The 22350-nt window shown below is 52.2% G+C and carries 19 protein-coding genes and 1 pseudogene; 18 read left to right on the plus strand and 2 right to left on the minus strand.

Annotated features, from left to right (window positions below; all coding sequences use genetic code 11):
- The first annotated feature begins 426 nt into the window (after positions 1 to 426).
- The 13 genes from nifH (at position 427) to QTL79_RS06300 (ending at position 13602) form a co-directional block, all read left to right on the plus strand.
- Positions 427 to 1248: a nitrogenase iron protein gene (gene nifH / locus QTL79_RS06240; protein ID WP_346354104.1), complete on the plus strand. Its 822-nt coding sequence runs from the start codon at positions 427 to 429 to the stop codon at positions 1246 to 1248.
- Positions 1249 to 1282: 34 nt separating this feature from the next.
- A complete protein-coding gene (locus tag QTL79_RS06245; RefSeq protein WP_346354105.1) occupies positions 1283 to 1609 on the plus strand; it encodes a P-II family nitrogen regulator in 327 nt (108 codons plus the stop codon).
- A gap of 11 nt (positions 1610 to 1620) precedes the next feature.
- The gene (locus QTL79_RS06250) at positions 1621 to 2031 is read left to right on the plus strand and encodes a P-II family nitrogen regulator (RefSeq protein WP_346354106.1); all 411 of its coding nucleotides are present in this window, start codon (positions 1621 to 1623) and stop codon (positions 2029 to 2031) included.
- Between the two features lie 34 nt (positions 2032 to 2065).
- On the plus strand, positions 2066 to 3685 hold the full coding sequence (gene nifD, locus QTL79_RS06255; RefSeq protein WP_346354107.1) for a nitrogenase molybdenum-iron protein alpha chain: 1620 nt from the start codon (positions 2066 to 2068) through the stop codon (positions 3683 to 3685).
- A gap of 1 nt (position 3686) precedes the next feature.
- Positions 3687 to 5075, plus strand: coding sequence for a nitrogenase molybdenum-iron protein subunit beta (nifK, locus tag QTL79_RS06260; protein WP_346354108.1), 1389 nt, complete (start codon positions 3687 to 3689; stop codon positions 5073 to 5075).
- Between the two features lie 42 nt (positions 5076 to 5117).
- Positions 5118 to 6485 carry a nitrogenase iron-molybdenum cofactor biosynthesis protein NifE gene (gene nifE / locus QTL79_RS06265; protein ID WP_346354109.1) on the plus strand — a complete coding sequence of 456 codons (1368 nt, stop codon included), beginning with the start codon at positions 5118 to 5120 and terminating at the stop codon, positions 6483 to 6485.
- Entirely contained in the window at positions 6478 to 7881 is a 1404-nt protein-coding gene (locus QTL79_RS06270) for a nitrogenase component 1 (protein ID WP_346354110.1), read from the plus strand. Before nifE ends, QTL79_RS06270 begins: the two co-directional genes overlap by 8 nt.
- Positions 7874 to 9139, plus strand: coding sequence for a nitrogenase cofactor biosynthesis protein NifB (gene nifB, locus QTL79_RS06275; RefSeq protein ID WP_346354111.1), 1266 nt, complete (start codon positions 7874 to 7876; stop codon positions 9137 to 9139). The genes QTL79_RS06270 and nifB overlap by 8 nt, the downstream gene beginning before the upstream one ends.
- A gap of 10 nt (positions 9140 to 9149) precedes the next feature.
- Positions 9150 to 9458 carry a 2Fe-2S ferredoxin gene (locus QTL79_RS06280; RefSeq protein ID WP_346354112.1) on the plus strand — a complete coding sequence of 103 codons (309 nt, stop codon included), beginning with the start codon at positions 9150 to 9152 and terminating at the stop codon, positions 9456 to 9458.
- A gap of 20 nt (positions 9459 to 9478) precedes the next feature.
- Complete coding sequence (locus tag QTL79_RS06285) at positions 9479 to 10102, plus strand: Fe-only nitrogenase accessory AnfO family protein (RefSeq protein ID WP_346354113.1); 624 nt, start codon at positions 9479 to 9481, stop codon at positions 10100 to 10102.
- 34 nt (positions 10103 to 10136) lie between these two features.
- Complete coding sequence (locus QTL79_RS06290; RefSeq protein ID WP_346354114.1) at positions 10137 to 11207, plus strand: homocitrate synthase/isopropylmalate synthase family protein; 1071 nt, start codon at positions 10137 to 10139, stop codon at positions 11205 to 11207.
- A 1-nt stretch (position 11208) separates the two neighbouring features.
- A complete protein-coding gene (locus tag QTL79_RS06295; protein WP_346354115.1) occupies positions 11209 to 12021 on the plus strand; it encodes a beta/alpha barrel domain-containing protein in 813 nt (270 codons plus the stop codon).
- 144 nt (positions 12022 to 12165) lie between these two features.
- Positions 12166 to 13602, plus strand: a complete 1437-nt coding sequence (locus tag QTL79_RS06300) for a sensor domain-containing protein (RefSeq protein ID WP_346354116.1) — start codon at positions 12166 to 12168, stop codon at positions 13600 to 13602.
- Between the two features lie 54 nt (positions 13603 to 13656).
- On the opposite strand, the gene QTL79_RS06305 is transcribed toward QTL79_RS06300, so the two are convergent.
- A complete protein-coding gene (locus QTL79_RS06305; protein ID WP_346354117.1) occupies positions 13657 to 15369 on the minus strand; it encodes a methyl-accepting chemotaxis protein in 1713 nt (570 codons plus the stop codon).
- Between the two features lie 182 nt (positions 15370 to 15551).
- Here QTL79_RS06305 and QTL79_RS06310 point away from each other — a divergent pair.
- From QTL79_RS06310 to QTL79_RS06320, 3 genes and pseudogenes are all read left to right on the plus strand, one after another.
- Positions 15552 to 17513, plus strand: a pseudogene (locus QTL79_RS06310) (methyl-accepting chemotaxis protein); the annotation flags it as partial.
- A gap of 155 nt (positions 17514 to 17668) precedes the next feature.
- Positions 17669 to 18526: a methyl-accepting chemotaxis protein gene (locus QTL79_RS17955; protein WP_346354119.1), complete on the plus strand. Its 858-nt coding sequence runs from the start codon at positions 17669 to 17671 to the stop codon at positions 18524 to 18526.
- Between the two features lie 190 nt (positions 18527 to 18716).
- The gene (locus QTL79_RS06320; protein WP_346354120.1) at positions 18717 to 19832 is read left to right on the plus strand and encodes a DUF362 domain-containing protein; all 1116 of its coding nucleotides are present in this window, start codon (positions 18717 to 18719) and stop codon (positions 19830 to 19832) included.
- Between the two features lie 83 nt (positions 19833 to 19915).
- Here QTL79_RS06320 and QTL79_RS06325 read toward each other — a convergent pair whose 3' ends face one another.
- Entirely contained in the window at positions 19916 to 20680 is a 765-nt protein-coding gene (locus tag QTL79_RS06325; protein ID WP_346354121.1) for a TSUP family transporter, read from the minus strand.
- 160 nt (positions 20681 to 20840) lie between these two features.
- On the opposite strand from QTL79_RS06325, the gene QTL79_RS06330 reads away from it, so the two are divergent.
- Complete coding sequence (locus tag QTL79_RS06330; protein ID WP_346354122.1) at positions 20841 to 21737, plus strand: LysR family transcriptional regulator; 897 nt, start codon at positions 20841 to 20843, stop codon at positions 21735 to 21737.
- A 31-nt stretch (positions 21738 to 21768) separates the two neighbouring features.
- Positions 21769 to 22335, plus strand: coding sequence for a D-glycero-beta-D-manno-heptose 1,7-bisphosphate 7-phosphatase (gmhB, locus tag QTL79_RS06335; RefSeq protein ID WP_346354123.1), 567 nt, complete (start codon positions 21769 to 21771; stop codon positions 22333 to 22335).
- The last annotated feature ends 15 nt before the right edge of the window (positions 22336 to 22350 follow it).

The raw sequence follows: 22350 nt of genomic DNA on the forward strand, positions 1-22350 counted from the left end.
GTAGAGAAAGAATGAAAATTGCGAATATGATGCACACTATTGTCAAGCTGGAAAAACTATGATAGAGTAACAACAAAATAAATAAGTCGGCAAAAAGCGATGAAGCTTACAGATGCATGATGCGCCTGTAAGCTTTTTGTCTTTTGAGAGAAGAATCTCCGAAGCCGCTTATGAGCAATGAAGCTTATAAACGTAATGCGCGTTTATAAGCTTTTTGCCTAAAGGAGGTGGTTGCAGCGAAAAAAACAAGTGCTGCTAAAAAGAAAAATGCTCCATGAGTACCGCAAATACTCATGGAGCGCAGGCTGCGTCATGTTCCCCAGTGGTCGCCAGGGTTTATTCAGCATACCCATTGTTCATTATAAGGCACAAAGCAAACTGTTTTCAAGCGATAAATAAAAAGCAAATGAGAGTGAGGTTTTTTATATGAGACAAGTTGCGATTTACGGTAAAGGCGGAATTGGAAAATCCACAACCACGCAAAATACGGTGGCGGCGTTAGCGGAAGCAGGCAAGCAAATTATGGTGGTCGGCTGCGATCCGAAGGCAGACTCAACACGTTTGTTGCTTAACGGACTGTGTCAAAAAACAGTGCTCGATACATTGCGTGATGAAGGCGATGACATTGATCTCGATGACATTCTGAAGCCAGGCTTCAAAGGCACGATGTGCGTCGAATCGGGCGGGCCGGAACCGGGCGTGGGCTGCGCCGGGCGCGGCATTATTACCTCGATCAACATGTTGGAGTCGTTGGGGGCATACACCGAGGAACTGGATTATGTTTTTTACGACGTCTTGGGCGACGTTGTCTGCGGCGGCTTTGCGATGCCGATCCGCGAAGGCAAGGCCGAGGAGATTTACATTGTTGCTTCCGGCGAACTGATGGCGTTATATGCCGCAAACAATATTTCTAAAGGAATTCAAAAATATGCTCAATCCGGCAAGGTTCGTTTAGGCGGAATCATTTGCAACAGCCGCAAGGTGGATGGCGAATATGAGCTGCTAAAAGCGTTTGCCGAGGAACTCGGTTCACAATTAATTCATTTCGTGCCGCGCGACAATCTGGTGCAGCGCGCGGAAATCAACAAGAAGACCGTGATCAACTACGATCCGACCGCCGGACAAGCCGATGAGTATCGCAAACTCGCTTCGAATATCGACAATAACGACATGTTCGTCATTCCAAAACCAATGGTGCAAGACCGTCTGGAGCAACTGATGATGGACTATGGAATGATGGAACTGTAAGAAAGAAAAATAAAAAGAGAAAGGTGATGAAGCCATGTTATTAGTCAGAGCAATCGTCAGACCGGAAAAAAAGGATGAGGTGCTGGCGGAATTGACCAAAGGCGGTTTTAATGCGGCTACGGTGATTGATGTGGTCGGGCGTGGCAAGCAAAAAGGGATTAAGATCGGCAGCATCATTTATGACGAAATCCCCAAAGTCATGATTGTGATGGCCATTCGCGACGAATACCGTCAGGATATTGTCGATATCATTTTGCGGACGGCTAAGACCGGCGAAAAGGGCGTCTATGGCGACGGCAAGATTTTTGTCAGTCCGATTGAAGAGGCGTACACGATCTCGACCGGCGCGACCGGGATATAGGAGGGATTGGCATGAAAGAAATCATGGCCATTGTACGGATGAACAAGACGAACGCGACGAAAAAAGCGCTGGTCGAAGCCGGGGCGACCGGCTTTACAGCGACAAAGGTACTGGGCCGGGGTAAATTGGTCAAAGACAAATCGCTGATTGCCGACCGGAAGATTGAACTCATGTCGATGGTGGATGCGGAAGACGTCAAAGAAGCGGAAAAACTGATCGACGGCTTTTTGGACGGCGCGCGCCTTTATTCGAGACGGCTCTTCAATGTGGTGGCCAATGATGAAGATGTGCCGCGCATCGTGGAAGCGCTGATGCAGGCGAACCGAACCGAAAATAAGGTGGGCGACGGAAAAATATTTATCATGCCGATTTGCGACGTCGCCAGAGTTCGCACCGGAGAAATCGGCAAAGAGGCGCTTTGACAAGGCGCAGGTAAATGCAAAGGGGGCGTAAAGCATGAAGAAAACGGTGACAGAGCAACAGATTGAGGCGATGCTGGATCAATTGCCTTCTAAAGTGGTAAAGAACCGGAAAAAACATATCGTCGTAAAAAATACGGCACTGGATGCGCAGACGATCGAAGCGAACACGCGGACGATTCCCGGCATTATCAGCAACCGGGGCTGCGCCTATGCCGGCTGTAAAGGCGTGGTGCTGGGCCCGCTGAAAGATATGGCGCATATCGTCCACGGACCGATCGGCTGCAGCTACTACGCATGGGGCACAAGGCGCAATAAAGCAAGATCAGAAGATCCGGCGAAAAACTTTCTGAATTACTGTTTTTCCACCGATATGCAGGAAAGCGATATCGTCTTTGGCGGTGAAAAAAAGCTGGCGGCGATGATCGATGAAGTGGTGGAAAATTTTAAACCGAACGCGGTGACGATATCGGCCACCTGTCCGGTCGGGCTGATTGGCGACGACATTAACGCGGTCGCGCGTGCCGCCGAAGAGCGACACGGCATTCAGGTACTGGCCTTCAGCTGCGAAGGCTATAAAGGGGTAAGCCAGTCCGCCGGTCATCATATCGCCAACAATATTTTGATGGACAAGGTCATCGGCGTATCGGAGGAAGAGAGTGCGCCAGCGCCTTATGCGATAAACATCCTGGGCGAGTACAACATTGGCGGCGACAGTTGGGAAATTGAACGCATCTTGAAAGACATCGGTTATCATATTGTCTCGGTAATGACCGGCGACGGATCGTATGAAGAATTAAAGAAAGCGCATGTCGCCGAACTGAATCTGGTGCAGTGCCATCGCTCCATCAACTACATCGCTGAGATGCTGGAAACGAAATACGGCACGCCTTGGCTCAAGGTTAACTTTATCGGTGTGCAGGGCACTGTCGATTCGTTGCGCGATATGGCCGTGTATTTCGGTGATGCGGAACTAACGCGCAAGACGGAAGAAGTGATTGCGCGTGAATTGGCCAAAGTCGAACCGGTCATGGAGCAATACCGCAAAATCTGCGAAGGAAAGACTGCATTCTGCTTTGTCGGCGGTTCGCGCGGGCATCATTATCAAAACCTGTTCAAGGAACTGGGCATTGATACCGTGCTGGCCGGTTATGAATTCGCGCATCGCGATGATTATGAGGGCCGTCAGGTCATTCCGACGATCAAGCCAGATGCCGACAGCAAGAATATTCCCGATTTGCAGGTCAAACCGGACGAAAGGCGCTTTAAGCTTAAATTGTCGCCGGAAAAAATGGCCGAACTAAAAGAGCGAATTCCGCTGAACCACTACTGCGGCATGCAACTCGAAATGAGCGAGGGCACGGTGATGGTTGACGATCTGAACCATTATGAAACCGAACATTTCATCAAACTGTTGAAGCCGGATATCTTCGCATCTGGCATCAAGGACAAATATGTCGTGCAAAAAATGGGCATTCAGGCGAAACAACTGCATTCGTATGATTACAGCGGCCCGTATGCCGGATTTAACGGCGCAGTGAATTTTGCCCGCGATATCAGCATGGGCTTTGCTTCGCCGACCTGGAATTTCATTACGCCGCCTTGGCGGAGCCAACCGTTGCTGAACGGTGAATTGACAGAGGAAGGAGTGGCCTAAAATGTTGGATTGCACACCGAAAGAAATCAAAGAACGCCTCAGCGGAGGCGTGATTAACCCGGCAAAAACCTGCCAACCGATCGGTGCGATGTATGCGGCGCTCGGTATTCACAAGTGCCTGCCGCACAGCCATGGTTCCCAAGGCTGCTGTTCCTACCATCGGATGCACCTGACCCGTCATTTTCGCGATCCGGTTATGGCTTCGACCAGTAGTTTCACCGAAGGCGCTTCCGTATTCGGCGGCGCGGCCAATTTGAAAACCGCGATCAAAAACGTATTTTCCATATACAATCCGGACGTCATGGCCGTACATACCACCTGTTTGTCGGAAACAATCGGCGATGATATCCCGACGATCATCAAAGACGCCGAAGTGCCGGAAGGAAAAGTCGTATTTCACGCCAACACGCCCAGTTACCAAGGCTCGCACGTCACCGGCTTTTCCAACATGGTCAAAGCGATGGTCAACTATTTCTCCGAAGCGGCAGGCGGCGTTAAGAAAGAGCAGGTCAACATCATTCCGGGCTTCGTCAATCCCGGCGACATGCGTGAGATCAAACGGCTGGTAAAAGAAATGGGCATCGATTCGATTCTCTTTCCTGACACGTCCGGCGTGGTTGATTCGCCGATGACAGGAGAATTCAATATGTATCCGGATGGCGGCACGCGGCTTTGGCAATTGGCCGATACCGGAAATTCAAAACTTACGTTAGCCTTGGGGCGTTTTGCTTCCAGCGATGCGGCCGAAGCGCTGAAGAAAAAATGCAAGGTGCCGGCCATGGCTCTTAAGACGCCGATCGGCATCAAGGCAACCGATGCGCTTTTGATGGCGCTGCGCAGTAATTTTGCGCAGGAAGTGCCGCGTAGTCTGGAGGAAGAACGCGGGCAACTGGTGGACATCATGACCGACACGCACTTTCACTTTCATGGAAAAAAAGTGGCGATCTTCGGCGATTCCGACGTTGTTACCGGCTTGACGGAATTCGTGCTTGGCCTCGGCATGCTGCCGGTACATGTGCTGACCGGAACGCCGGGCGGGGCGATCGGTTCCGCAGTGGGAAGCTTTGAAGACGATATCAGGGAACTGTTGGCGCCGGGGGCGATAGAGGCCAATGTAAAAGCCGGCGGCGATCTCTTTACCTTGCATCAATGGATCAAGAACGAACCGGTGGATTTGTTGATCGGCAATACCTACGGCAAATACATCGCGCGGGCGGAAGATCTTCCGTTTGTCCGGGTTGGCTTTCCAATTCTGGATCGCAGCGTGCACTCCTATCTGCCAATCGTCGGTTACAAGGGCGCGATGCGTTTGATAGAAATGATAGCCAATGCGCTGCTGGACCGGGCTGATCGTGATGCGGCCGACGAAGATTTTGAATTGGTCATGTAAAAAAAGTGGTGAAGAGGAAGGCCGGAAGGGAGAGGCTTGTATATGTTGGATGAACGCATGATCGGCGAACGAAGCGAATTCATTGCGACAAAGGGGAAACAAAAACAAAGTTTGAAATGCGACGCCGACAGCATTGCCGGCTGCGTCAGCCAACGCGCCTGCGTATATTGCGGCGCACGGGTGGTGCTGAATCCGATCACCGATGCGATTCATCTGGTGCATGGACCGGTTGGCTGCGCCAGCTATACCTGGGATATTCGCGGCAGTCTGAGCAGCGAATCCGAAATGTACCGCAACAGCTTTTCCACGGATTTGAAGGAACAGGATGTCATTTTCGGCGGCGAAAAAAAATTGGCTGCGTCGCTCGATGAATTGGTGGAAAAGTACAAGCCGGAGCTGGTCTTCGTCTATGCCACCTGCATTGTCGGCGTGATCGGCGATGACTTGACGGCGGTTTGCAAAGCAGCGGAAAAACGGCACGGCATCAAGGTGATTCCGGTGCAGTCGAGCGGTTTTGCGGGCAACAAATCAGCCGGTTACCGTGCAGCTTGCGATGCGCTTTTGCAGTTGATTGCAGCGGCGGAGGGAAAAGGCGCTGCGCTAAAAGAAAAAAACTGCATCAATTATCTGGGCGAATTCAACCTGGCTGGCGAGGCGTGGATCATTGCCAATTATCTGCGGGAAATGGGCGTGTCGATTAACGTGGCTTTTACCGGCGATGCCACCTACCGGCGTCTGAAGACGGCCCGCCAGGCGACGCTAAACATTATGCAATGCGCCGGATCAATGCATTATTTGGCGGGGAAAATGCAGGAAAAGTACGGCATACCCTATCTCCAGGTTTCGTTTCTCGGTCTCGAAGACACGGCGGCTTCGCTGCGCAGCATTGCCAAAGCGCTGCAGGATGAAACAGCAGCGCAAAAAGCCGAAGCGCTGATTCAACGTGAAGAAGGAAAAGCTAAGGCGGCCATCGATTATTACCGGCAAAAGTTGTTGGGGAAAAAAGCGGCGGTTTACGTTGGCGGCGGTTTCAAAGCCATTTCTCTGATCAAGCAGTTTCGTGAAATCGGCATCGAAGTGGTGATGATTGGCACGCAGACCGGGCGGCAGGAGGAATATGATGCGATCAATCGTCTGGTGGCTGACGGCACGGTCATTCTCGATGATGCCAATCCGGCCGAGCTGGAACGATTCATGGTTGAGCAGGGCGCACATCTCTTGGTCGGCGGCGTGAAGGAACGGCCTTTGGCCTACAAACTGGGCGTGGCCTTTATTGACCACAACCATGATCGCAAACATCCGCTGAGCGGTTTTGCCGGTGCGGTGAACTTTGCCGCCGAGGTCTATGCAACGGTCTGTTCGCCGGTCTGGAGCTATGTAAAAGAGCAGGGAGGTGGCTGCAGTGAATGATGAATTAAAACATTGCCGCAATGTAAATGAAAATCCCTGCAACATGTGCATGCCGATGGGCGGGATTTTAGCGCTGAAAGGCATTGAAAGCAGCATGGTCATCCTGCACGGCTCACAAGGCTGCAGCACCTATATGCGTCGCCACATTGCCGAACATTTTAACGAACCGGTGGATGTTGCCTCTTCCTCGTTAAATGAAAAAGGTACGATCTACGGCGGCGAAAGCAACTTGAAACAGGCAATTGATAATGTCCGGAAAGTCTACGAGCCGAAACTGATCGGCATATTAAACACTTGTTTGGCGGAAACGATTGGCGAAGATGTGGAGCGGATTGCCGATAGTTATTCAGCGCAACAGGACGCGGCCAGTCCGCTGCTTGTCAGTGCGGCAACGCCGGGTTACGGCGGCAGCCATGCGGAAGGCTATTTTTTCACGCTGCGCCGGATCGTTGAGCAACTGGCTGAACCGGTTGAGCGGCACAGTAAAGTCAATATCATCCTGCCCAATCTCAGTCCGGCCGACATCCGGGAAATCAAACGTATCTTGCAATTGTTGCAGGTCGATTATATTTTGTATCCGGACATCTCCGACACGTTGGACAGGCCGTTTCTGCCGCGCTATACGAAACTTGCGCAAGGCGGAACGCCGCTCGCCGATATCAAAGCGATGAGCGGCAGCGTCGCCACGATTCAAATGGGAATGACGGTCGAAGATAAGTATTCGCCGGGCCAGTATCTGGCGGATGCGTTTGGCGTACCTCTCTACAACATACCACTGCCGATCGGGCTTAAAAACACCGATTTGTTTTTGGAGTGTCTGCAGCAACAGGCGGCCGCGCAGCGCGTGCCGCTGGAATTGCAACAGGAGCGGGGGCGTTTGCTTGACGGCATGATTGATTCGCATAAATACAATTTTCAAAAACGCAGTGTGATTTTCGGCGAACCGGAAATCGTTTATGCCGTAGCAAAAACCTGTCTGGAAAACGGTCTTTTCCCGGTTGTTATAGCTACCGGCAGCAAAACAACGCGACTCGATGCTTTGTTACGCAGCGAATTGGCAGCAAGTCCGGACGAATGCACGATTTTGAATGAAACGGATTTTGCCGCGATCCGTCAGACGGCAAAAGAGGCCGAAGCCGTAATTGCAATTGGTCATTCCGACGGACGCTATCTCGAAGAGAGACAGGGCATTCCGTTAATCCGACTTGGCTTTCCCATTCACGACCGGGTGGGTGGTCAACGCTTGCTGTCTGTAGGCTATCGGGGAACCGCCGTTTTTCTCGACAGGATAACCAATACCTTGCTGGAAAAAAGGCAGAAAAACTACCGCCGTTCGTTGTATGAAACCTTTTATCAAGAAGCGACTGAGGAAAGGCGAGGTGATCAGTGTGACTGATGCAGAGGAAACGGTGAAGAGAAATAGAACCTGCGAACATCCTTGCTATTCAAAAGACGCGCATCACAAATATGCCCGCATGCATTTGCCGGTTGCGCCGCGCTGCAATATCGGCTGCAATTACTGCAACCGCAAATATGATTGCGTAAACGAAAGCCGTCCGGGCGTGACCAGCGAAGTGCTGACGCCGCAAGAGGCCAAGGAAAAATTTGCACGGGTGAAGGAAAAAATAGCAAATCTCAGCGTTGTCGGCATTGCCGGGCCGGGCGATGCGCTGGCCAATTGGGAAGAGACGAAAGAAAGCATTGCTGCGATTAAGGAACTTGATCCGGATGTGATGATCTGTTTGTCGACGAATGGTCTGCGTTTGCCGGAATTGGCGGCGGAAATCGTGAAATTGGGCGTTCGGCATGTAACGGTCACCGTAAACTGCCTCGAAGCGGAAATTGGCGCACGCATTTACCGCTTCGTCCATTATCAGGGGCAAAACTACAGCGGGCTGGAAGGCTCAAAGATACTGATCCGCAACCAATTGGCCGGAATTGAATATTTGGCCCGGCATCAGGTGATGGTCAAAGTGAATATCGTAATGATCAAAGACATTAATGACTGGCATATCCCGGCAGTCGTGAAGAAAGTGAAAGAGCTTGGCGCGTTTATCAGCAACATCATGCCGCTGATTCCGGCTCCCGGCAGCGTCTATGAAGCATTTCTGCAAACGAGCATGAAAGATCTCGAAAAGATGCGTGATAAATGCCAGCTCGATCTGCAGCAAATGAGACACTGCAAACAGTGCCGTGCAGATGCAATCGGTTTGCTGGAAGAAGATCGCGCGCAGGAGTTCTCCAAACACAGTCTGACTAAAGCGATGCCGGTTGCAACAACGGCGGGCAAAAGAGAGCTATATCAGATTGCGGTAACGTCAAAGCACGGTAAGCTGGTGGATCTGCATTTCGGTCATGCCGGAGAATTTTTGATCTATCAGACGGATGGGGATTTTATCCGCTTGCTGAAAAGCCGTCCGGTTGAAAAATATTGCCGCGGCATGGCCGAATGCGATGCGGAAGAAGCGAAGCGACAGGCTGTAATTGATGCAATCGGCGATTGCGATGCCGTACTCACGATGCGCATCGGCGAACAGGCGCAACAAAAGTTGCGCGGCAAGGGACTGCTCAGCGTGGAGGCGTGTTATACGGTGGAGGACGGACTGCGCCTTGCGGTGGAACGGTTGCGGCAGGGAAAAACAGAATCGGCATAGGGGGAAGAAGATGGAAAAACCGAAACGTCATATTTTTGTTTGCACCAGTTCGCGAATCAATGGACAGCAAAAGGGCTATTGTCATGCTAAAGCAGGCGTGGAAATTGTGAGCCGTTTTATGGAGGAAATTGAAGAATGTGAGCTAGGCGGCGAAGTTTTCGTCTCCAATACCGGATGCTTCGGCATCTGCGAAAAAGGGCCGATTGTCGTGATATATCCGGACAATATCTGGTACGGTTCGGTTACGCCAGACGATGTGGAAAGAATTATTGAGCAACACATCGAAGGCGGAGAGCCGGTAAAGGAATTGATGCTGTAAAAAAGAAAGGAGGAGGGGCAATGGCGTCGGAAGTGGGAGTGTTTATTAATAAAGCAGGTCTGAGCGCGACATTGTACGAACCGGGACGACTGGCCGTCTATGCTAAGCAGAACGGAAATTGGCGCATTGTGCGACAGATTCCCTTTGGGCTCGATACATTGCAGGGGATAAAACAGATGCGTTGGGCAATGGCCGAGGCCGTCGGCTTTTTGGCGGACTGCAAAGTGGTCGTCGGAGAAAAAATCAACGGTATGCCGTACTTTGAACTGGAAAAAGCCGGTTGCAATATCTGGGAATTTAGCGGCAGTCCCATGGAGTTTCTTCCTTATGTTGCGGCCGAAGAAGAACAGGCCAGGCGGCAGGAGACGATAAAGTCTGCTGTGGAAATACCAGCCCCGAAAGAAATCGCGGACGGATGTTTTTCTGTTTCGATTAAAGAAATTCAAGCGCTGAACAGCGGCATTACCTCCAAGCAAATTTTGCAACCGTTTTTACGCAAAGGAAGTTTTCAGCAGTTGGAGGTTGTTTGCAGCCATGTGCCGCCGTGGCTGGAAGAGGAAATGCTTAGCGGTAAATTGTCCGGCGAGCTGAAAAAAAGCGGCAACAGTGAAATGACGCTTCAGATCCGCAAGGCGCAAGGCTAGAAGATAATCTGCAATGAGGAGGGGGAGGATAGGGATGGCAACAGCAATACAATGGATCGATCAAACCCTTGGTTTGGGCCTGCAGCAGGGCTTGAAAGGGCTTAAACTGGAACTGCTGCTAGATAATTTATTAAAGCTGCCGATCGGCGTTATGGATGTGTGGATCGAAGATTGGAAGCACTGTGGCCTCAAATGGCCGGAGCTAACTTCGTATCCGCAGCTGCGGGGAAAAGTGACGGCCGATCCTGCTCAAGTTTTTGCTGCGCAGCAGCTGGGGTTTAAGAAAATTCTCTTGTCGTACCGTCATGACGAAATGGCAGACATGGAGGGCCTTAAAGAAGCCTTGCGAGCGGCTGAGGGCCTTAGCCTAGAAGCGGATCTGCTTCTAGAGAATGCGTCGGCAATTTCTACAAGGGAAGTTGTTGCACTGGCAAAAGAATTACACTGTTTTTCGATTCGTGGCTTTGCATACGGCGACGAAGAAAGTCGCTTAGAGCCTCTTGCTGCATTGGAACAACTTGCGTTTTTGCAGACGAAGTTGCCGATGGAAATGGAATTTCATGGACATAACGCTTATGGCTTGGCAACGGCCAATGCCTTGAGCGCGATTCGCGTCGGCATTAGGCATATTGCCGCAACGGCCGGAAATTTGACGAGAAATGGCTATGCGCCATTGGAAGAAGTGGTTATGGGCAGCAAGATATTGTTGGGCGAAGAAACCACAGGCACGGAAAAATTTGTCGACGCGTGTGAAGGAATCGCAGCTTGTTTTGATGCGGCATTGCCGGTGAATAAGGCGATTGTCGGCAAACATGTTTTTGCGCATGAATCGGGGCTGCATGTGGATGGCGTGATAAAAAATCCATCGTTGTATGAAGCCTTTTCTCCAAAGGACGTCGGTGCAGTGCGGAGACTGGTAATCGGCAAGCATTCGGGAACCGCTTCGCTGAAAAATTGTTTGGCCGGCTTTGGCATCAGCCTGGCTTCGGAGGCCGGAAAAAATTTATTGCAAAAAGTAAGGCGCTTAGCGGTACTGCAAAAAAGAGCTCTGACGGAGGAACAGCTTTTGCAGTTATACTGTGAGAGCAATCGGCAGGTGGTGTAAAGTGAGTAGACGGCGGCTGGAAATTGTCGATACGACATTGCGCGACGGCGAGCAAGCCGCGGGTATTGTCTTTAACGCGACGGAAAAACTGGCGATTGCCAAGGCGCTCGACCAAGCCGGTATTGCCTGGATCGAAGCAGGAACTCCGGCGATGGGCGAAGAGGAGCAGGATGCGATGCGACTGCTTCTCGCCGCATCGTTGCGGGCTACGATTATTGCCTGGAATCGTGCGGTAAAACAGGATATCTTAGATTCCATATCCTGTGGCTGCTCGTTCTTGCATATTTCCGTGCCGATATCGGAGCTTCATATCCGGCATAAGTTCGGCAAAGAGAGAAACTGGGTTCTTGAGCAATTGCAGCGTTCGATCATGTTGGCGAGGAGTTTTGGCTGCGACGTATCGGTCGGAGCGGAAGATGCTTCGCGCGCCGAAGCGCAGGACTTTTTGCAGGTGGCCGAATTGGCGGCGAAACTCGGCGCGAAACGAATCCGCTATGCCGATACGATTGGCAGGTTGGATCCGTTAACAACCTACCTGCGTTTATGCGAAATCGTACCGAATTGTCCGTTGCCGATCGAGTTTCACGCACATAATGATTTTGGCTTGGCGACGGCCAACACCTTGGCGGCGGCGCAAGCCGGCGTGGCCTTTGCCAGCACGACAGTCTCGGGCTTGGGGGAGCGGGCGGGGAATGCTGCGCTGGAAGAACTGGTCATGGCGTCGAGCTTGGCGGACTGCGAGCTTTCACTAAAAACGGCTACGTTGAAAGCTTTGATTGGCACGGTTGGCGATGCGGCAAAACGTTGTCTCTGAAGAAAAAATGCGGAGAAAATAGCCCTGGCGTACATTTGCCAAGGCTATTTTGCGCGTAAGAGGTGAAGCATAAAGCAGGAAATGATTGGACTTTAGCGAAACAAGACTGTTATATGTATAGGTGTTAACGGAGGGCGAAGGCGCATGGCAACGGAACAGAGCCAACAACAGAGGTATGGGGAGGCATTGCATGAAACCGCATTGGCCTTGATGAATCGGCTCGATACAAAGGAACTTTTGGAGACGATCATCACGCGAGCCTGCGAAATCCTTAAGACGCCGCATGGTTTCATCTATATCTTGGAGCCGGAAGAGGACGCAATGGTGGTGAAGGTTGGGCTTGGCATCTACCAAAGCTATCAGGGCGTACGGCGCAAGAAAGACGAGCCTTCGGCTTCGAGTGCCGTTTGGCGCAGCGGCAAGCCGCTGAGCGTGGTCGACTATCAGCATTGGGCCGGCCGTGCGCATGACCGTATGATAAATCGCTATTCGATAAAGTCGATCATCTGTCTGCCGTTGACGTCGGACGAGAAGGTCATCGGTCTGATTGGCGTGGGTTTTGAAGTGCAAAAGGAAAGTTTCAGCCAAGCCGAAGAAGATGTCATGGAGCGCTTTGCCGCTTTGGCGTCGCTTGCGCTCGACAATGCCAAGCTCTATCAGGCATTGCAAAATGAGTTGGAAGAGAAGAAGCGCGTCGCAGCGGCGCTGCGCGACTCGGAAATGAATTACCGCGGCATTTTTGACTCGGTCAGTGATTTGATCTTTGTTATGGACGCGCAAACCGGCGACCTAGTCGACATTAATCAGAATGTGCTAGAACTATTTGATTATCAGTGTGAAAAAAAAGACTGTCTGCCTGATATCGCCGCCGAACTGACGAACACGTTGCTTCATGTGGTGCAGCAACTGCGCGCCGATCCGAAGTTGAAACGTTATATGCTGGAATGGAAGCTGCCAGGCAAGACGGTCTGGCTGGAATTCAGCATCCGCCAGGCTGTGATCGCTTCACGCGAGAGGATCTTAGCGGTGGCGAGAGATGTGAGCGATCGCAAGAAATTTGAAGATCAGCTCGAATACCAGGCCTATCATGATGTGCTGACCGGGCTGCCGAACCGCCGCATGCTCGAGCGGCATTTGACTGAACTGATCGCTCAAACGGAGAAACGGGCATTGCCGAACGTATTGGCTGTCGTCTTTATCGATCTCGACGGTTTCAAGCAGGTCAACGACTGGTTTGGCCATGACGCCGGCGACAACGTGCTGAAACAGGTTGCCTTGAAGATGGGCAATTATATCGGAGAATCGGATCTGGCCGCCCGTATGGGCGGTGATGAATTCGTCGTCGTATTGAACGAGGCCGGTGACCGAAGCATCCTTACGACGCTGCTGCAGCAACTGAAGAAAGCCTGCCGCTGCGTGGTCGAAGTGAAGGGCCGTACGGTCACGGTCACGGCCAGCATGGGCGTCAGTCTCTTTCCTGCTGACGGACGCTCTGCCGCCGAATTGATCCGCAGGGCTGACAAGGCGATGTATCGGTGCAAGAAAACGGCCAGAGGCGGTTATTGCCTGGTTTCGCAATAAGCAAAAAACTCCGCGTCTTTCATAGAGAAAGACACGGAGTTTTTCTTTTGTTTGCTAGACTTTAAACTGACTCGCCATGCCCTCGAGTTCCTGCGCGAGGTTCGCCAAATCGCGGCTGGCTGCGGAGATTTCTTCCATCGAGGCGGCCTGCTCTTCGGCGGCGGCCGAGATCGTCTCGGTCTGCAGTGCGATATTGCGCGTGACGCCGTCGATCGACTGCGAATCGGCCACGATCCGCTGGCTGTTTTCGGCTAAATGATGCATGGTCAGCGAAATTTCCTTTACTTGCTGTGAAACCAGATTAATCGACGCTGTAATGTCTCGGAACGATTGCCCGGCTTCGGCAACGACTTCGGTGCCGACTTTGACTTCGTTGCGTCCGCTGTGCATCGCGCGGACCGCGTTGTCGGTGTCTTTTTGAATCTCATCGATCATTTCGGCGATTTTTTTCGCCGCGTCGTTCGACTGTTCCGCGAGCTTGCGCACCTCGTCAGCGACGACCGCGAAGCCGCGCCCTTGTTCACCGGCGCGCGCTGCCTCGATTGCGGCGTTCAGAGCCAGCAGATTGGTCTGACCGGCGATGTTGGAGATCGTTTCCACGATCTGCCCGATGTCTTTCGAGCGTTCGCCCAGCTGGCTGACGACTTCGGCGGAGGAGGAAACCGTTTTTTCAATATGCGACATCTGTTCGACCGATTTGTTGATTGCGCTCAAGCCGGTCTGCGTGGAGTCGGAAGTTTTTTCGATAGAAGAAGCGACATTGCCGGTGGTGGCGGCCGCCTCCTCGATTCCGGCAGACATCGTCTCAATTGTTGCGGCGGTATTGGTGACGCCTTTTACCTGCTGTGCGCTTCCGGCGGCGACATCAGTCACCGCGTCAGCGACCTGGCTCGCGGCGCTGGAAGACTGTTCCGCGGTGGCTTTTAAGCTGGTGGCCGCAGTGGTGATCTGCTGGCTCGAAGCGAAGAGGCGCATGACAAGCTGGCGCAAGTCCTGCCGCATCTTGACAATCTCATCGGCCAGTTGCCCTAGTTCGTCCCTGGAGACAAAGGTGCGCGGCACTTCGGTCAGATTGCCGCTGGCGATCGTCCGCACGGCAGCCAGCATGCGCGAAAGCGGGAAGCAGATCGCTTTGTTGAGGAGAAAACCGAGCAAAGCGGAAAGGAGTAAGGCGGCGGCTGTAGCTATAGCAATCAAAAGGCGCGCTTTATCGGAGACTGCGTTGCTTTCCAGATACAACGCATTAGCCTGCTGTACATTGTAATCGGAAATGTTTTTACGCGGCGTCAATGATTTTTCAAAGATCGGTTTGCTTTTTACGTAGAGGTCAAATGCTTCGGCAGCTTTGTTTTCATTAGCTAGCTTGATGATCGCGCTGCGGACCTGACGGTATTCGCCCAGATTTTTTTGCAGTTCATCCCAGTTCTGTTTTTCCACGGCATCCAGTTCAGTAGCCTGGTATTTTTCCTGCAGCACGTTGATCGCCTTAGTGTTGCTGTCGATGTTCGCGAGCAAGGTCTGGCGGCGTGCCGCATCGGTCGTTTGGATCAGCTGCAGTAGCGTTGTTTCCGTGTCTTTGCTGAGCAAACGAACCTCATCCATCATTTGAATCGGCAGCAAGCGTTCTTCATACATCTGGGCCGATTTGCGGGCGATCGTCGCGGAGGCGAAAAAGCCGACCGTTCCGACCAACAGGGTGAAAAGCAGCATGACGCTCAAGATCACTGTGATTTTTGTCGAGACTCTTTGGTTATGCAAGATAGCCATGAATAGCCCCTCCTTTAGCAAAAAGAGTGAGATAGGATGACTTTGTAAGTTCATTATACGCCGCCTAAAATCGCGTTGGCAAATGAATTTTCTGAATTGTATAAGCGTATTTAATTGAAATAAACGCGATAAATGATAAAATGATAAAAAAGAGGCGGAATGGAAGGGAGCTGTTGTTCGTAATGAAATGGTTCGACAAGACGCAAACGGACGCAAAACGGGAAGCGGGAGAGGCGCCGTGCTTTGCGGCGAGCGAGACGGAAAAGGATATGCAGACGGCATATTTGTCGTTTGCGGAGCTCAGTGCAGCCAGCATCGCCAGTGTTTGTGCGGTGGCGGATGGAGCGGCGCTGCTGATCGCTTTTGCCTCGCCGGACAACGATTTTTCCCAGCTGGCGACGACGATCAAACAGTGTCTGCCAAAAGAAACCGCATTTTTGATGCTCTCGACAGCCGGTGAATTATGCAACGGCGCTGAGCATGCCTGCCTTTACAAACCCGCGCCCGAGGCACGCCGGAAAGTGCTGCTGCAATCGTATTCCAACCGAATGCTGAAAGCGTGCCAGATCGTCGCGGTGCCGTTGGCGAATGAGGATCTAAAAAGAGGCGTCGTTGAAAAGAGCGTCGATGACCGGGTCGCGCAGATAAAGCGCGAGTTGGAGAAGGTTTCGCTTCGTTTCAGCATCAACAGCTACAATACGGTTGCGCTTGCGTATATTGACGGACTGTCCAATTCGGAAACGTTCTTTATGCAGGCGGTCTATGCGAGCAAGAAGTTCCCCTGTATGTTCGTCGGCGGTTCGGCCGGCGGCAGCCTCGATTTTTCGAACACGTATATTTTTGACGGCGACGCGGTCAGGCAGAACTGCGCGGTGCTTTGTCTGCTGAAGCTGCAGCCCGGCTATCGGTACGGCATTTTCAAGACGCAATCATTCACAAGAGATAGCGGTGAGTTTGTCGTATCGGATTCAAATTCGGCGCTGCGCTACGTGAGCAAAGTCTTTGATGAAAATTACAACAGCATCAGTTTTCTCTCCGTACTAAAAAAGCGCTTCCAAGCGCAAACGATTGCGCAGTTGACGAAAACGCTGGAAGCTTACAGTTTCGCGATCGAAATCGGCGGTGAAATGTTGGTGCGCTCGATCGCGAAGATCGATGAGGCCAGTGACCGCGTCTATTTCTTTTGCGACTTGGCGATGGGAGAACGTCTGCATCTCGTGCGGCGCGCTCCACTGGCCGACACGATCGACCGCGACTGGCAGGCGTTCAGCCGCGGCAAGCCGAAACCACTCGGCGGCATCTTGAATGACTGCATTCTACGGCGTCTTTACAATGCGGAAACGCTCGAGAGCGTCAAAGGGTTTCCGGATGGCGCGGTGGCCGGTTATTCGAGTTTTGGCGAATTGCTTGGTTCCAATATCAATGAAACATTGACGGCGATTTTCTTTTTTCGTGTCGAGGGCGACGCGGAGTTTTGCGATGAATACCTTGATAATCTGCCGATTCACTATGGGAATTTCGAAAAATATTTTCTGGCGCGTGAGCTGACGCAGATTAAGATTTTGAACAAATTGCGCGGCAAAGCGATTGAACTGTTAGATGCCAACAGCAGCAACCTTTCAACGATACTGGAAAATGTCAATAAGATCGGCGATCAGGTGCGCAATGTTGGCGGCGATACGAATAACCTGCTGCAGGCGCTGAGCCAAAACATGAGCGGCGTAAATGAGCTGATTGCGAGCAACAGCCAAATCGCACCGAGCATTGCGGCGCTGACCGAGAGCACAAAAGAGATCAAAAATGTCCTGGCGCTGATCATGAACATCGCGGCGCAGACGAATCTGCTGGCGCTCAACGCTGCGATCGAAGCGGCGCGTGCGGGCGAGCAGGGGCGCGGCTTTGCGGTCGTTGCCGAAGAGGTGCGCAAACTGGCGCAAAACACGCAGGACAGCTTGAACAAGACGAATGATTCGATCAACAACCTGTTCGCGAGTGTGAATGAAATCGCGACGAAGCTCAGCGTCAGCGGTGATTTCACGCAAAAATTTCAAAAGGATATGGAAACGTTCAATACCGGACTGACGAGCGTCGTCACCGGCATTGTTGGCGCGGTGGACGTCATTTCCTCGCTGGTCGGACGCATTGACGAACTGGATGCCTCGCATCAAGCCACGCAGAATGAATTGACGAAAGTCTCGCAACTCGTGAAATTCATGGAACGGGAAGAAAAATAGTAAATTATGGCAAAGGGATTTCAATATAGTTGTCGAAATATTCTCGATACGAGCAAGCGAAGGGGGTGTCGAAATTGGCGGGTGGAGATAAGATCGAAACGAATGAAGCTATTCTTGAGGCATTTAAGCTGGTCCTACCCTATTTGAACAGAATCGTACGTGAGGATATGGCGGTCGGCTTGACCGACTTGGAATTCTATTTGAGCTATTACCGTGCCCGAGAGTTTGAACTGGATTTGCCGGCAGGAAAGCCGATCAAGGAAATTGACACGATCGAGGAATGCATCCGCACCGGCAAGGACACGTATGCCGATATTCCGCCTGAAGTCTATGGACGGACGATAAAGACGATCTTTACGCCGATATACGGCGTGAACCGGGAAATCATCGGCACGCTGAGCTCTGGAATCGATCTGAAGCACAGCCTGGAACTGGTCGATAATGTCGAAACTTTGGCGGCTTCTACGCTGCAGGTTTCCGAAAACGTCGAGCAGATTGCGCAAAGCGCGAGCGCGCTCGCGGCCGCAGGACAGCAGGCCATCAAGATCGCGCAGGAACTGACCGAGAAGAACCGCCATACCGCGCAAGTCCTCGAATTCATAAAGAACATCGCGGCGCAGACGAATCTTCTGGGTTTGAACGCTGCCATCGAAGCGGCTCGAGCGGGTGAGCACGGCAGAGGTTTCGCGGTGGTTGCCGAAGAGGTGAGAAAACTGGCCGATCAGTCGCAGGAAGCCGTGAAAAAGATCCAGGACACGTCGCAGGAGATGAGCAAGGCGGTCGCTGAGATCAGCAAGTCGATTGAGACCAACGGCGCGATCAGCCAGGAGCAGGCTGCGACGACGCAGGAGATATCGAGTAACATCGAACGGATCAATGAAAATGCAAAACTGCTGCAAGACTATGTGGCCCGCTATAAATAGCAAGTCTGTCAGTTGATTGTTTGCGCGGCGTGCAGGGCGGATGTGTCGGTCGGACACGCTGGCCCTGCTTTTTTCTCTCCGGCAGGCAGGAGTATCGCTGCTGCGCGTGAATTAATAAAGAAGTCGGATGCGCAGCGCGCGCAATCTTTTAAAAATGCAATGCTGCCATCAGCATGAGGAGGAGTAAGGGATGAAATCACTCGTCTATTTTACCAATATGCGGGCTAAGGCCAATTTGAACCTGCTGCAAAAATTGGAGCGCTTGATCAAAAAAGCAGGCATCAAGGAAATCGATTTTAAAAACAAATTTGTCGCGATCAAGCTGCATTTCGGCGAACCAGGCAATCTTGCGTATCTGCGCCCGAACTATGCGAAGGTGGTCGCGGATCTGGTGAAAGGTCTGGGCGGCAAGGTGTTTCTCACCGACTGCAACACGCTCTACGTCGGACGACGCAAAGATGCGATCGAGCATCTCGACGCGGCGTATGAAAATGGCTACAATCCTTTGACGACCGGTTGTCAGGTCATTATCGGCGACGGCTTGAAAGGGACTGATGAAGCCTATGTGCCGGTACCGAACGGCGAATATGTCAAGGAAGCCAAAATCGGCCGCGCGGTGATGGACGCGGACATCGTCATCAGTCTTAATCATTTCAAAGGACATGAACTGACCGGCTTCGGCGGCGCGTTGAAGAACATCGGCATGGGTTGCGGCTCGCGCGCCGGAAAGATGGAAATGCACTGCGACGGCAAGCCTCGCGTCATCAGCAAGGTTTGCGTAAAATGCGGTGAGTGCATCAAAATCTGTGCGCAGGATGCGATCGCGCTCGGCGAAGCGTCGGCTGCGATTGATAAAGAAAAATGCGTCGGCTGCGGTCGCTGCATCGGCATCTGCCGTTTTAATGCGATTTTGCCGGCCTGGGATGAATCGAACGATGTCCTGAATAAGAAGATTGCCGAATATACGCATGCGGTATTGCACGACCGGCCGCATTTTCATATTAGCCTGGTCATCGACGTATCGCCGAACTGCGACTGCCATGCGGAAAATGACGTGGCAATCATTCCCGACGTCGGCATGTTCGCCTCGTTCGATCCGGTCGCGCTCGACATGGCCTGCGCCGACATGGCGAACAAGGCTCCGGTCAATGCCGGAAGCTATTTGACCGAGCAACTGGCAGTCGCTAAAGACGGCGCAAAGGATCATTTCCACAACACGCATCCGGAAACGAATTGGATCAGCTGTCTCGAGCATGCGGAAAAACTCGGCATCGGGACAAAGAAATACGAACTGATCGAAGTGTAAACGAATGCCGCAGGACGGCTAAAAACCAGCCCTCTTATGCCGGGATAGGCGAAGAGGGCTGGTTTTCTTTAACAGCGAGGGCGTCAATGCAGTACGTCCCAAAGCTGTTTGCCGATCAGCAATGCGGTGATCGAGACGAAGAGCGGCTTGACGTAGGCGGCTCCTTTGGCAATCGCAAAACGCGAACCGACCAGCGCACCGGCGATCATCGCCAAGCCCATCATGAGTCCATAGGTGTAGTTGACGGAGGAAAAGAACATGAAAGTCGCCAGAGAACCGATATTACTGGCAAAGTTCAGCGCCTTCGCGTTACCGGCGGCGACGACGAAATCAAAGCCCAGCAGGAGAAAGACGAAGAGCAGGAACGAACCAGCGCCCGGACCGAAAAAACCGTCATAGAAACCAAGCGTGAACGCGGCAAGTCCGCCCAGGAAGCGGACGCGTTTGTCGATGCCCCGGTAGGTGGAGCGATCGCCCCAGTCTTTTTTCAGCAGCGTGTAAATGGCGACGAGAACCAGCATGACGATGACCAGCGGCTTTAAAAATTCCGGCGGAATCAACTGAACCGTGTGTGTGCCAAGGATCGAGCCGAGTAAGGAGAGCGGGAAGAGATATTTGATCAGGCCGAGATCGATTTTTTTTGAGCGCAGGAAGGAGAGGCTGCTGGTGCTTGAACAGCAGATCGAGGCGAGTTTGTTCGTACCCAGCACGATGCCGGGCGGCAGGCCGGTCATCAAAAGAGCGGGCACAGAGATCAAACCGCCGCCGCCAACGACCGAGTCGATAAAGGCCGCGAGAAAACCCGCGCCGAGGAGAAAACCAAGCATTTCGCCGCTGAGAGAATCCATATCCAAAGACCTCCTGATGGAAAAGTCGCAAGAGCCGTGCCGCGTTTGTCAGCAAAGACCGATGCCGTTATCATTATAGGCAGACTTTATATATGAAGTAAAATATGTTAAATTAATAAATAATATGCGCTTTTTCGATATTTAAAAGGAGGACAGCGGTGTGAATCTGGACGACATGAAAGCGTTTTTGGCTATTGCTGCGCACAGGAGCCTGACTAAGGCGGCGGAAAGTCTGCATGTCTCACAGTCTTCGGTCAGCCATCGCTTGAAAAATCTGGAACAGGAACTGGAATTGCTGTTGGTTGAACGGGGCAAAGGCGTCAAATCGATCGTGCTCACGCCGGCCGGGGAAGAATTCACGCTTGTCGCCGAACGCTGGATGCAATTGGCGCTGGAGACGCAGTCGCTAAAAGCAAAAAATCGCCTCTCTCTGGCGATCGGCGCGGTCGACAGCGTAAACACCTATTTGCTGCCCGGATTGTATCAACAGATTATCTGTCGTCAACCGGATTTGCGCCTGCACATTCATACGCAAAATTCCGCGGCGTTATATCCGTTGCTGGAAGAGCGGACGATCGACGTTGCCTTCGTGCTGCAGGAGCGGATCATGAAGAATATTGAAGTGACGCCTCTTTTTGCCGAGCCGATGGTTGTGATCCGGCTTGCTGCGGCGGAGCATGCGGCGGAGCCGCTGATTGATCCGCGTCAGTTAAAGGCACGGGACGAACTGTATCACGAATGGTTTCCCGCCTATTCAATCTGGCATGACAAATGGTGGGATCCGTTTCAGGCGTCGCACATCCAGGTCAGTAACGGGCCGATGGTGCTGCCGCTTTTGCAGACGCCGCAGCAATGGGCGATCGTGCCGCTGTCGATCGCGCAGTCGAAGGCCGCGACGCAGGAATATGTCATTCAATATTTGAGTGAACCGCCGCCGGAGCGGATTTGTTATAAGCTGACGCATAAATTTGCCAAGTCCAGGACGAAGGAAGTGCTGGCTCTCCTGGATGAGTTGCTGGCCGAACTGGTAAAACAGTTCACTTATCTGAGAAAATAGGCTCTATCAAGCAGGTCACAGGAGGTTGAAGATGATTCATAACAAGAAAAATCCAGCCGTGTTTCTCGACCGGGACGGCACGATCAATCTTGACAAAGGATATTTTTACCGGCCGGAAGAATTTGAATTTGAACCCGGTTCGATCGAGGCGATTCGGCTCTTGAATCAGGCCGGATATAAAGTATATGTCATATCCAATCAGGCGGGAATTGCGCTGGGGCATTTCAGTGAAGCGCAAGTGGATGCGCTGCATCAGTGGCTAGCGGCTAAATTGAACGAGCAGGGCGTTCGGATTGACGGTTTCTATTATTGTCCGCATCATGCCAAACTGGGACAGGGCGAATACAAAAAAGAGTGCGACTGCCGTAAGCCTGCGCCGGGTCTCTTGCTGAAAGCGGCGCAGGAACGGCAAATCGACCTTGGCGCATCCTATATGGTAGGCGATCATAACAGCGACGTAGAAGCGGGGCGGGCTGCCGGAGTAAAACCGATTTTCGTCCGAACCGGGCATGGCGCGCAGGAAGAAGCGCTTGTCGCGCAGGATATTCCTAAAGCTGCGAATTTGTATGAAGCGGTGACGAAATATATATTGGCGTAGAAAATAAAAAAAGAA

This window comes from Azotosporobacter soli (assembly GCF_030542965.1).
Taxonomy (GTDB): domain Bacteria; phylum Bacillota; class Negativicutes; order SG130; family SG130; genus Azotosporobacter; species Azotosporobacter soli.